We start from the raw sequence: 12,581 nt of genomic DNA, 5'->3' as shown, positions 1-12,581 counted from the left end.
TTATTTTTTTAGCCTTATATCAGTTATCAGTTATCAGTTATCAGATGTAAGTTTTAAGTTAATCAGTTAGTTAGTTATCTTCATCTTTATCCCTGATTACTGATTACTGATCACTGATTACTGCGCTGCTCATCTAAACGGACGCTGATGACGGTAGTGCGATCGATGGTCAGGGAGCGACCTTTTTGGTTAAGATAAATAGATTGCTCATCTCTACCTTGCAGTTTTCCGCGCCATTCTTTTGGTTTTCCCTGGCTATCCTGGCCGGTAACGATGACGGGAAAACCTTTAAAAGACTGAAATTCGCGTTCGCTGCTCAGTTGTCGAGAAATGCCGGGGCTAGATATTTCCAAAACGTAGGCCCCGGGTAAGATTTCTTGACTGTCGAGGGCGGTTTCTAAAGACCGACTCATCTGCTCACAGTCCTCTAAACCAGTATCTCCCGCAAGATTGCGAATATCGACGCGCAGGACGGGAGGCCTTTTATTGGTTTGGAAAACGATATCGACCACTTCTAGCCCCAAGTTTTCAGCGATAGGGGTGGCTAGGTGCAGCAGGTCGGGGATGAGCGGATGAGTCATGATTTGGACAATAAAAAAAGCGGGCGAAACCCACTTCCCTAAACTGTTAGTGATTGGGATAGGCAGTTGTTAGACTACCTAGCTGAATACAATATAGCAAAAAACCGTCATCACTATTTGCCCTCAGGGTCGTGCTTGGGGGAAAACAGAACAGTGGTCACGATCGAGTCGATCTGTCACAATGAATACAGGGTAACTAGATATAGAGTCAATTATGGATCAAAAATCTCCACTCACCGTAGTTAGAGCCAAGTCAGCTAAGAATCGTGGTCGTCGGCCAGTATGGAAAGGGATTGTCAGCACTTGGATGATTCTGCAAACCTTTGGCCATGTCACTCCTGCTTGGAGTCAAAAAAACCCCAATACCCTCACCTACGGTGAATTGTTAGAGAAAATCGAGCAAGGCAAGGTAAAAAAGGTGGAAATCAATCCTTCTTTGCAGCAGGCAGCAGTTACCCTCGTCGGTCAAACGGACAAGGATCCCCCGAAGGAAGTCAATTTATTTGACCAAAATCCCGAATTAATCAAGAGACTCGATGCTAAAAAAATTGAGTACGGCATTCTCCCCAGCACTGACAATTCGGCCTTGATCAATGTTCTCACTAACCTGTTAGTGATTATTCTCGTCTTGGGATTATTGGTGTTTATTATCCGTCGTTCTGCTAATGCTTCCGGTCAAGCGATGAACTTCGGTAAATCAAGGGCGCGGTTTCAGATGGAGGCGAAAACTGGCATAGAATTTAATGATGTGGCGGGTGTGGATGAGGCCAAGGAAGATCTAGAGGAAGTGGTGACATTCCTCAAACAACCCGAAAAATTTACGGCTATTGGCGCAAAAATCCCCAAAGGAGTCCTGTTAATCGGGCCACCGGGGACGGGGAAAACTTTACTGGCTAAAGCGATCGCAGGAGAGGCGGGAGTGCCTTTTTTCAGCATCTCTGGGTCGGAATTTGTGGAGATGTTTGTCGGGGTTGGTGCGTCGCGAGTGCGAGATCTATTCCGAAAAGCCCAGGAAAATGCCCCTTGTTTGGTTTTTATCGATGAAATTGATGCCGTTGGTCGTCAACGAGGGGTCGGTTATGGGGGAGGTAATGATGAACGGGAGCAAACCCTGAACCAATTATTGACGGAAATGGACGGTTTTGAGGGAAATACCGGCATTATCGTCATTGCCGCCACCAACCGCCCCGATGTTTTGGATTCGGCCCTGCTGCGTCCGGGTCGTTTCGATCGACAGGTAGTGGTGGATTATCCAGATTTTAAGGGACGTTTGGGCATTTTGGAGGTCCATTCTCGCGATAAAAAGGTGGCTGCTGATGTGGCTCTGGAGGCGATCGCCCGGCGCACACCGGGTTTTACTGGGGCAGATTTGGCTAATATGCTCAACGAAGCGGCGATTTTTACTGCTAGACGGCGGAAAGAGGCGATTACCATGGAGGAGGTCAACGATGCGATCGATCGGATTGTGGCCGGTATGGAAGGGCGTGCTTTAGTGGATAGTAAAGCCAAGCGTTTGATCGCCTATCATGAAGTCGGCCATGCGATTGTCGGTACTCTCTGTCCCGGCCACGACCAGGTGGAAAAAGTCACCCTGATTCCCCGGGGGCAAGCGCTGGGGTTAACTTGGTTCACTCCCGATGAAGAACAGGGTTTAACCAGTCGTTCCCAGTTATTAGCCCGAATTGCGGGATTATTAGGGGGACGAGTGGCGGAGGAATGTGTCTTCGGTGAGGATGAAGTGACCACCGGGGCCGGTAATGATATTGAAAAAATTACCTATCTGGCCCGACAGATGGTAACGCGTCTGGGAATGTCGGAATTGGGATTGATTGCTCTAGAGGAGGAGGGCAATTCCTATCTCGGTGGTGCTGCTGCTGGTTATCATGCCGACCATTCTTTCGCGATGATGGCGAAAATTGATGCACAAGTACGGGAACTTGTCAAGCAATGCCACGATTTAGCAACAAAACTTATCCTTGACAATCGTGTGGCGATCGATCGCTTGGTGGATATACTGATTGAACAGGAAACCATTGACGGCGACGAATTCCGGCGTTTATTGACGGAATTTCAGCAACAAGCGGATCGGTCAATGGTGACTACGGTTTAATTTGCCCTTCGTCTCCTCGCTTCGATTAAGTGGTTAGGAGACGATTTCAGCAGACAATCTGCTAATCAGTCGGACAAAGCCAGAATTAACGACTAACGTTGTGAGCAGGAATTTTATTAATGGAATGGCCGTTATGATTGCCTTTGGTGGAGGCAATAATATTAGCTTCTAAAGCTGAAGTCATCTCGGCCAACATTTCTAGATTGAAACGATAGCCAACGTTGCGGACGGTTTGAATTAAATTAGGTTGTCTGGGATCGGTTTCGATTTTTTTCCGCAGAGAGAGAACATGAGTATCAATTGTCCGGGGATTATCAATTTCCTCAGGCCAAGCGCGACGCAGTAAATCGGCTCTTGATAGGGGTGTTCCCTCCGCTTGGGCTAAAACGTAGAGTAGGCTAAATTCTTGGGGCGTTAATTCGATATACTCCCCGCGAAATTGTACCCGTCGTTGGGCTAAATCTATTTTTAATTGCCCATAATCCAAGTGTAGGGGAGCAGCCCTACTGCCTAAACGACGAGTTAACACTTCTACCCTAGCCATAAATTCTTGCATTCCAAAGGGCTTTTTCAGGTAGTCGTCGGCCCCGGCTTTTAAACCATTGACCACGTCTTTTTCGCTATTGCGGGCCGAGAGAATCAGTATTAAAGACTGTTTTTGTTGATAAAGCCAACGGCAGAGTTCGATTCCATCCCCGTCCGGCAAGTCGGAATCGATAATTGCTAAGGTTGGTTGACGATGAAGGAAAGCTTGACGCGCACTTTGCAGGGTTGCCGATTGGTTAACCAAATAACCGGCCTGTTGCAGATGCCAAGCTAATAGCGATCGCAAGTGCGGGTTGCCCTCAACAATAGAAATATGGATCGATACCACTTGAGTTTCTGCCCCATTACTGCACAGATTGACACATTGTCAGGGTATCAGAATTAATGTCAAGATGTTGTAACAATCGTAACATTCGTCAGGAGTCAGGAGTCAGGAGTCAGGAGTCAGGAGTCAGGAGATTATTTTTATACTAAATCTGGTTATTAAAAACTGATTATTTAGGGGTTGCCGAAAAAATCTAAAAACCTTGTTGGGTAAAACTTTTAGACTTTTTGGTTTCCAAAAAGTACCAGATCTGGGAGTGATCGGGGGGAAAATTCCGGGACTTTTTCCCTGAAAATTAGGTAATTGACCCCCTCAAAATCGCTAAAACCCTACACCCTACACCCTACACCCTACACCCTGCCCCCACCGAAAAGCTTTTTGCCGCAAACCCTACTTATGCACAAAAAAAACTCGTTTACTTTTCCGTAAACGAGTTTACTTTCCATGATATGATCAATAGTCCTTTGAGTTATTTAGCAACTGCTACCGGTGCTTTGACGGGCTGGGGCTGGGGCTGCAGGTCGCGCAAACTTGGGAAAAGGAAGTGGTTTTCCTCCACATATTGCGCTCCAAACAGTCCTTTTTCAGCCCAGAAATAGCGATCGGTTGTATGCTCGTTACGCTTAACAATCAATAAAGCTGGTGGGCTAATGCCTATAGCTTGAATATACTTACGCGCCGCAGTTACGGGTTTATCCTCGCCACTTTCAATACTATACTGGGGTACAAGTTCAAGTATCTTACGTCCTTCTTGACGACGGCGACTCTTACGTTTCCGTTTTCTGGCCAACCCAATTACCTCCTGTTCTGGCTAATCGTTGTAATGATAGTTACAAAAGCCGTAGCGATTATATCCCTTCTAGACCAAGAAATCAAGTGTCTCTCACAAACCCAATTACAGACAAGTTTGACTAGAAGCTAGACTGAGACTAGGTTTAAGTTTTTCTGACAAAAACACAGCCCCAAATCCCGATACAAAACTTATTATTTTTAAACTTTTTTTAATATATACCGTGATCCACCCCGAAAATAGTGACCAAACCCTTGTTCTAACTGCTTTTTGCCGGTTGCCCTCGACCCAAGGGGAGGGACATTCTCTCCCCTGTCAACTGGGAAATAAAACTGGCAACCCTAGCTTGATCAAGGTTTTCTGATTTTTTACTTTTTACTTTCTTAGTATGTCCTTCTCCTCCCCCTCCCGGACTCCCCTGAGTGATGATTTTATTGCCCTGTGTCAGGCACAGATGGAACTTTTGCGGGAGCAAATGAAAACGGACAGAAGTGCAGTTTATTTAACTGAACCTTTATCGAGTAATTTAATCCCAGTCGTTGTTTATCCGCCTTTTAACCCCCCTTCTCCCCAAAAAAAGCGGCTTTCCTTACAACCAGAGCAACCAGCAGCCGACTTGTTAACTGCGGTTAAGTTAGAAGATTTATCCCACCTCTGGGGTAATCAGGAGAGCGTCAGCGGTCATCGCTTGTTTTTACCCTTAATGTATGAAGAGGGCATGATCGGATTATTGGTGACAACCCGAGAAAAACGACCTTGGCAAAGTTGGGAATTAACCCAGATGGAAAAAATCACCCAAACCCTCGCTTTAGCCTGTGTACTCGATCGCCAATTGGGAGAAGAACGTTATTATCGACAATGGCAACGACAGCGCCTCGATACCTTTCTCCATCAAATCCGCAATCCCCTCACCGCTTTAAAAACCTTTGGTAAACTTCTACTCAAAAGGCTTTTAGCCGAAGAGGGTAACGATCCCGCCATTACTGGTATCCTGAGAGAAAGCGATCGAGTTCGCGACTTAATCGCCGAATTTGAGGCACAAATTCAGCAAGAAAGCGAAAATTACCCCACCGTCGATATTCCTCTCCTGCAAGCGCAATCTTCCCCCACCGCCTTTCTCTTACCTGCTGGCAGCGGCCAACTAACTCCGATCGATCTCCATGATCTTCTCGATCCGCTGCTCCTTTCGGCCCAAGCGGTAGCCAAAGAGAGAAATCTCAGTCTAGAAACGATTCACGGGGAAGATATACCACTTATTCGGGCCAATATCCCTGGTTTGCGGGAAGTATTCAGTAATTTAATTGATAATGCCCTCAAATATACTCCTGCTGGCGGAAAAGTCACCGTCGAGGTGCATAATGTTAAGAATAGTGTAGAAATTGTTTTTAAAGACACGGGTTATGGTATTCCGACGAGCGATCAAGAAAGAATTTTTCAACGTCACTACCGGGGAGTGCAAGCAGGGGGAGATATACCGGGTACAGGATTAGGTTTAGCGATCGCCAAAGAATTAATTACCAGCATGGGGGGGACGATCGAATTTATCAGTCCCAATCCCGAGCCAACAAGTTCCCCCTACCCCGGCACGGTTTTTCGGGTTAGTATGCCGGTTATAGCCGATAGACATCTTAGTATAGAAGGATGATCTGGTGGTCAATTCTGCCTATTTTCTCCCTCAGGAGATTCCTGGGGCGATCGGTTAAAATATATGGAAAATATCAGTGTCAATGGTAACTTGGCCGTGAAGCAGAGAATTAAGTAAATTATGCCAACTATCGAACAATTAGAACCCGCCGATAAGGCCGATGTGGTAGTATATATGCCCTACTATGCCAAGGACAAACATAGTATCCTGCCCTATGCGATCGCTTTGTATCAAGCCGGATCTTTAGAAGGTCGTCGTCGCATAGAAAACAGTCAAGGGATTCCCTTTGTGGCATCTTGGTATGTATCAAAATTGCCCTCGGAATTGACCCGTTGTCGTTTACAATTTGAAGGACAGGCCGACCTAAGCTATGAGATGACGATTATTAACGCCGAGTTGATCGAATATCTTATCGATGCGATTAAAACCTTTAAGCAGCTAGGTTCAGCCGACTTTTCGCAGGGATTTTATCGGAAACTGCTGCGATTTGAAGAATAAAATTCGGGATTTTACGGGTTAAAAAGGAGCAAATCGTGGCGAAATCAGCCAAATCTATACTTATCTCTTCCCTGGAACCCCTCAGTGGTAAATCGGGAACTATCGTCGGTTTAGCGCATCTCTTGCGGCAAAAAGGACTAGAGATAAGTTACGGCAAACCAGTGGGCAATTGTCCGGGCTACGTCGATGGGCAATTGGTCGATGAGGATGTAGAATTTATTCGGCAATTATTAGAATTATCCCCCGAACAGCTGCGCTTACCCCTGATCTATACAGATGTGGATTCCGTTGCTAAACGTCTGCAAGGTGCAGATCAACAGGACTACGGCAATATTCTTACTGGTTATCTCGATCGAGTTAACAGTGATATTACCCTCCTCGAAGGGCCGGGGACTCTCTGGGAAGGCAGTATTTTTCAGCTATCGATGGGGGAAATGGCCAAAATTCTCCAGACTCCGATCCTATTGGTGGCCCGCTATAGTTCTCCCCTGATTGCCGATAGTCTGCTGAAAGCGCAACGGGAATTAAATAATCAGCTGCTGGGGGTAGTAATTAGCGATATTCCCACCGATGATTGGGAGGAAGTACAATCCCTCCTGAAACCCTATCTCGCGGGCCAAGGCGTGGAGGTTTTAGGACTGTTACCCGCTAGTAAATTATTGCGTAGTATTAGTGTTCGGGAAATTGTCCATCTTTTGGAGGCCAAAGTATTATGTCGGCCCGATCGTTTGGATTGGATGGTAGAAAGTTTAGCGATCGGGGCGATGAATGTCAACGCCGCTTTAGAATATTTTCGCAAGGGGGAAAATATGGCCGTGATTACGGGTGGCGATCGCACAGACCTCCAGTTAGCTGCCTTAGAAACTTCTACCACCTGTTTAATCTTAACCGGTTCCATCTCTCCGGATCCCCTGATTCTGGGCCGGGCCGAGGATTTAGAAGTACCAATTCTCTCGGTAAATTTAGATACTCTCACCACCGTGGAAATCGTCGATCAGGCCTTCGGGAAGATTCGCTTACAGGAACAGGTAAAAGTCGCTTGTATTCGAGAATTAATGGGGGAACATTTTCAGATCGATCGCCTGTTAGAAAAGTTAACAATAGGGGCGTAATTTCTCCCCAGCTGCCCAGAATTTCATGGGAAATCACTTCATGAGTCTATCATCCTCCCCTGTGTCCCCTCCGGTCAAAGAAAATGACTGGAGCTTATTATTAAGATTATTTCCCTACGCAAAAAAGGAAAAAGCTCTGCTATTTTGGTCATTAATACTTCTTTTTCCCCTATCTCTCACGGGGGCAGTCCAACCCTTAATTATCGGTCAAGCGGTCTCCCTTTTGCAAAAGGAACAAACTTGGGATTTTTTGGCTCAAATGCCCTTAACAGCAGCCATTAACACCCTAATTATTATCCTGTCGGTTTCGATTATTTTACGACTGATTTTAGGGACAACACAAGGTTATCTAGTACAGAAAGTCGGTCAGTCAATTACTGCTAATGTCCGGGAAGATTTATTTAGCCATGTTACCTCCCTTTCCTCTAGTTTTTTTGATCGCTCTCCCGTGGGACGTTTAGTCACCCGTTTAACCAGCGATGTGGAAGCATTAGGAGAAGTTTTTGCTAGTGGGGCGATCGGAGTTGTCAGTGATCTGGTTAATATTTTAGTTATTATCCTCACCATGTTTACCCTGCAATGGCAATTAGCTCTATTGTTGGTGTTGATGTTATTTCCTGTCACTGCTTTAATTATCTTTTTTCAAAAACAATATCGCAGCGCTAACTATCAAGTACGCGAGCAATTATCAAAACTTAATGCCCAATTACAGGAAAATGTAGTCGGAGTTAATATTGTTCAATTATTTCGCCGCGAACGCTTTAACGCTGAAATGTTTCGCACTATCAATACTCAGTATCGTCGCTCCCTAGATAAAACAATTTTTTATGATTCGGCCGTCTCAGCTACGTTGGAATGGATCGGATTAATTGCCGTGGCAGGAGTATTATGGTTAGGCGGGATTTTGGTTCTCCAGAAAACCATTGATTTTGGGGTTTTATCGGCTTTTATTTTATTCTCCCAACGTCTCTTTAATCCCCTGCGTCAGTTTGCCGAAAAATTTACCATGTTTCAATCGGGTTTTACTGCTATTGAGCGCATTGGGGAATTAATTAGTATTCCCATTGAAATCAAAGATTCTAACAATTATAAAGAGATTTCTTTCCCAGAAAAACGTCAAACTGGCGAGATTATTTTTGAAAATGTTTGGTTTGGTTATAAACCTGATGAATATATTATTAAAGGTCTTAATTTTACCATTAATCCCGGGGAAAAAGTCGCTTTAGTCGGTCCCACTGGTGCAGGAAAAAGTTCGATTATTCGTCTTCTCTGTCGTCTTTATGAACCGAGTAAGGGCAGAATTCTAGTGGATGGTATCGATATCCGTTATCTTCCCCAAGCGGAATTAAGACGTTATATCGGTGTCATTCTCCAAGAAACTTTTCTCTTTGCTGGAGATGTTACTCGCAATATTACTTTAGGAGAAAATTATGATTTTGAGCAAGTTAAGGCAGCGGCTAAATTAACTAATATCGATCACTTTATCGAGGAGTTACCCGACGGTTATCATACTCTTTTACGGGAACGGGGCGCAAATTTATCGGGAGGACAAAAACAATTACTCGCTTTTGCAAGAGTCGCTATTCGTAACCCCGAAATTCTAGTTTTAGATGAAGCTACCGCTAGTTTAGACGTGGGAACAGAGGTATTAATTCAAGAAGCTTTAGAACAGATTTTAGTCGATCGTACCGCTATTATTATCGCCCATCGTCTCTCCACTATTCGCGATGTCGATCGAATTCTTGTCCTTAAACGCGGGGAATTAGTCGAATCGGGAACCCATGAAGATTTATTAACTAAAGACGGCCTCTACGCTAGTTTATATAAACTGCAAATGTTAGGCACAGATATTTAACAGTTATCAGTTATCAGTTATCAGTTATCAGATTAAAGTGATAAGTTTTAAGTTTTAAGTTTTAAGTTTTAAATGATATTATAGCGTTTCCTAAGCTAGTGAGGTACACCTATTTTTCTTCCCTTTTGCCTTTTGCCTTTTGCATGAGTGCCTAAAACCTATAACTTTTGTACCTCAGCAGACTGAAAAACGCTATATTCACCGATCAATCTTCACTAATTACTGTTTACTGATTACTGTTTACTGATTACTGATAACTGACAAACCCCCCCACTCCCTTCCCAAAATGCCTTCGCCAGAATCCGCTCCGTTGATATCACAACTGCAAAAAAAAGTCAATAGTTTAGATGTACCATTTTATGCACCAGGGCATAAGCAGGGGGAAGGAATCGGGGAGGATTTAAGTAATTTACTGGGAAAAAGCGTCTTTAAAGCCGATTTACCCGAATTACCCGACCTTGATAATTTGTTTGCCCCGACGGGAGTGATTAAAGAAGCGCAAATTTTAGCAGCCGAGACATTTGGGGCAGATAAAAGCTGGTTTTTAGTCAATGGGTCCAGTTGTGGCATTATTGCGGCGATTTTAGCCACTTGCGGCGAGGGAGATAAAATTATTTTGGCGAGAAATATTCATAAATCGGCAATTTCGGGCTTAATTCTCTCTGGGGCGCAGCCTATCTTTATCAATCCCGAATATAATCCCACTATCGATCTAAATTTAAATATAACCCCCCAATCCCTCGCAAATGCCCTGAAACTTCATCCCGACGCTAAAGCGGTGATGGTAGTCTCTCCCACCTATCAAGGGGTTTGCTGTGACTTAAAAACTATCGCCCAGATTACCAATCATTATTCTATCCCGCTGCTCGTTGACGAGGCTCACGGGGCCCATTTTGCCTTTCATCCCGATTTACCTCCGGCTGCCCTGTCTCTCGGCGCTGATATGGCTATTCAGTCCACCCATAAGGTTTTAGGGGCCTTAACTCAAGCATCGATGTTACACTTAAAAAGCGATCGCATTAGTTCCGAAAAAGTCGATCGAGCCTTACAATTAGTTCAAACCACTAGCCCTAGTTATTTGCTTCTCGCTTCCCTTGATAGTGCTAGAAAGCAAATGGCGACGCAAGGACTAGATTTACTGACCAAAACCCTCGATTTAGCCGCTTCGGCCCGAAAAGAACTCAATAAAATCCCTAATATCTCTGTTTTAGACTTTCCCCATTCTATCCCGGGTTGTCACTGGTTCGATCGCACTCGTTTAACGGTAATCGTCAAAGATTTTGGCTTAACTGGTTACGAAATAGACGATATTTTGCGAGAAAAATACGCCGTCACCGCAGAATTACCGACTTTAAGCCAACTTACTTTTATTATCTCCATCGGCAATCATCGCGAACACATTAATCGCCTAATTACTGCTTTTCAATGCCTTCAATCTCCTGACTCTACCAGTTTACCCCCCACTCCTGCCCCAGTCACGGGAAATTTGGCTATTTCTCCTAGAAAGGCTTTTTTTGCCCCTACAGAGATAGTATCCCGGAAAAATGCCCTCGATCGTCTTAGTGCTGATGTTATCTGTCCCTATCCCCCCGGTATTCCCGTTTTGATGCCGGGTGAGTTAATTTCTCAGGAAGTCCTCGACTATCTGCAAACTATTTTAGACCTCGGTGGCACGATTACTGGCGGTAGTGATGATAATTTTGAAACTTTCAGGGTTTTAAAATAATCGCAAAATTATCTGATATATTAACCGGAAAAAGGCGGTAATAGCAATGGCTCCGATGGCTGCCATCACGGCAATGATAGCAATTTCAGGAAAACTTAGGGTTCCTTGCAGTTGCGGAATTAACAGGAAGGCGAGAGTAATTGCTGCTAGAATCGGTAAATCTCTCCCTTCAATCACTTTTTTAAATAATGCCAAAACTAAGCCACCTAAGATCATAAAAGCGATGACAATTCCTACCGAGGGGACTAAACTATTTAAGGCAATTACTAATAATGTCCCTTCAAATCCTGTAAAGGCAGCATTAGCGAAAGTTTCCCCAAGAGAAAAGCGGGAAGTTTTTCTCTTCACTGGAGAAGATGGGGGAATTGGGGAAGGTGGAGGAGATGGAGGAATTGGAGAGGGTGGAGGAGATGGAGAAGGAGGATTTAAAGCGGTTAAAACTTCTCCACAGGATTGAAATCTATCCCAGGGATTTGCTAGTAACATTTTATTGAATACTTGGGCTAAATCTGCACTGATATTAGGGGCATAATTTTGCCAATTCCAGACCTGTTTTTGCGGATCGTATAGCTCATCAGGATCGCGATTAGTTAAGAGTATAACACAGGTAGCTGCTAGGGCATATAAATCTGTGGATGCCGATACCTGATTGCCTAATTGTTGTTCGGGAGGAGCAAATCCAGCTGAGTAAATTGTTGTGGATTTCTGTTGTGTATTACTAGGGTTATTAGTCGCCTGTTTTACTGCCCCAAAATCGAGTAAATAGAGGCGGCCATTTTTGGATAACATGATGTTAGATGGTTTTATATCCCGGTGAATGGAACCATTTTCATGGATAAATTTGAGGATAAGAAGTAGTTCTTTGAGAATGTTTTTAACTTCACTTTCTTGAAAGGGTTTTTGTTGCTGTTGGAGAATTTCTTCTAAGTTTTTACCGTCGATATATTCCTGGGCCAGATAGAAAAATTGCTCTTCTTCTCCCGTTAATTGATTCTTGACTTTTAAAGGGAAAAAAGCATAGAGTTCGGGGATTTGGGGATGTTCTCGGCCTAAATCTTCTAAAACGTGCGCTTCTTGAAAAAATAAGTTTTTCGCTTTTTCTAAAGCTTGGGGACTTAAATTACCAGAAGGTTGAAATTGTTTGAGTACACATTTAGCTTTTTTGGGACTATAACGATCTACTGCTAAAAATGCTGCCCCAAATCCCCCTTGTCCCAATAGACGTTCTGGTAAATAACGTCCCCCCAAAATTAATGGCATCCCGCAAGTAATACAATATTTCTGCTCGATCGAGGTTAAAAGATTGCTATCGTCTAGGTCTAGGCACTGATTACGCGGTTTCGGACAGTGGGGACGCGTACAAATAACTTCCATAATCACCGTTTCCCGTGGT

Annotated in this window: 10 protein-coding genes; 6 read left to right on the top strand and 4 right to left on the bottom strand. The window is 44.2% G+C overall.

Going from position 1 to position 12,581, the window contains the following annotated elements:
• Positions 1–110: 110 nt before the first annotated feature.
• On the bottom strand, positions 111–581 hold the full coding sequence (gene rimP, locus EWV66_RS17470; RefSeq protein ID WP_002789389.1) for a ribosome maturation factor RimP: 471 nt from the start codon (positions 579–581) through the stop codon (positions 111–113).
• A gap of 214 nt (positions 582–795) precedes the next feature.
• Between rimP and ftsH the strand changes: the two genes are divergently transcribed.
• Positions 796–2,691: an ATP-dependent zinc metalloprotease FtsH gene (gene ftsH, locus EWV66_RS17465; RefSeq protein WP_287107377.1), complete on the top strand. Its 1,896-nt coding sequence runs from the start codon at positions 796–798 to the stop codon at positions 2,689–2,691.
• A gap of 85 nt (positions 2,692–2,776) precedes the next feature.
• Here ftsH and EWV66_RS17460 read toward each other — a convergent pair whose 3' ends face one another.
• Entirely contained in the window at positions 2,777–3,565 is a 789-nt protein-coding gene (locus tag EWV66_RS17460) for a response regulator transcription factor (RefSeq protein ID WP_004159539.1), read from the bottom strand.
• Positions 3,566–4,031: 466 nt separating this feature from the next.
• Complete coding sequence (locus EWV66_RS17455) at positions 4,032–4,352, bottom strand: DUF3155 domain-containing protein (RefSeq protein WP_002768353.1); 321 nt, start codon at positions 4,350–4,352, stop codon at positions 4,032–4,034.
• A gap of 388 nt (positions 4,353–4,740) precedes the next feature.
• On the opposite strand from EWV66_RS17455, the gene EWV66_RS17450 reads away from it, so the two are divergent.
• From EWV66_RS17450 to EWV66_RS17430, 5 genes are all read left to right on the top strand, one after another.
• Positions 4,741–5,997, top strand: coding sequence for a GAF domain-containing sensor histidine kinase (locus EWV66_RS17450; RefSeq protein ID WP_072924073.1), 1,257 nt, complete (start codon positions 4,741–4,743; stop codon positions 5,995–5,997).
• A 120-nt stretch (positions 5,998–6,117) separates the two neighbouring features.
• Positions 6,118–6,495 (top strand): type IV pilus biogenesis protein EbsA, encoded by a 378-nt coding sequence (ebsA, locus tag EWV66_RS17445; RefSeq protein ID WP_052277232.1) that lies wholly within the window; start codon positions 6,118–6,120, stop codon positions 6,493–6,495.
• A 35-nt stretch (positions 6,496–6,530) separates the two neighbouring features.
• On the top strand, positions 6,531–7,607 hold the full coding sequence (locus EWV66_RS17440; RefSeq protein WP_185237447.1) for a phosphotransacetylase family protein: 1,077 nt from the start codon (positions 6,531–6,533) through the stop codon (positions 7,605–7,607).
• 40 nt (positions 7,608–7,647) lie between these two features.
• A complete protein-coding gene (locus tag EWV66_RS17435; protein ID WP_287107372.1) occupies positions 7,648–9,462 on the top strand; it encodes an ABC transporter ATP-binding protein in 1,815 nt (604 codons plus the stop codon).
• A 286-nt stretch (positions 9,463–9,748) separates the two neighbouring features.
• On the top strand, positions 9,749–11,188 hold the full coding sequence (locus tag EWV66_RS17430) for an aminotransferase class I/II-fold pyridoxal phosphate-dependent enzyme (RefSeq protein WP_287107370.1): 1,440 nt from the start codon (positions 9,749–9,751) through the stop codon (positions 11,186–11,188).
• Here EWV66_RS17430 and EWV66_RS17425 read toward each other — a convergent pair.
• Positions 11,180–12,562, bottom strand: coding sequence for a serine/threonine-protein kinase (locus EWV66_RS17425; protein WP_287107368.1), 1,383 nt, complete (start codon positions 12,560–12,562; stop codon positions 11,180–11,182). The two genes, EWV66_RS17430 and EWV66_RS17425, sit on opposite strands and share 9 nt — an antisense overlap.
• Positions 12,563–12,581: the final 19 nt, after the last annotated feature.

The sequence above is a fragment of the Microcystis sp. M_OC_Ca_00000000_C217Col genome (assembly GCF_007095585.1).
GTDB classification, from domain to species: domain Bacteria; phylum Cyanobacteriota; class Cyanobacteriia; order Cyanobacteriales; family Microcystaceae; genus Microcystis; species Microcystis panniformis.
The sequence above is the reverse complement of the archived record's forward strand: the minus strand, read 5'-3'. Positions and strand labels throughout refer to the sequence as shown.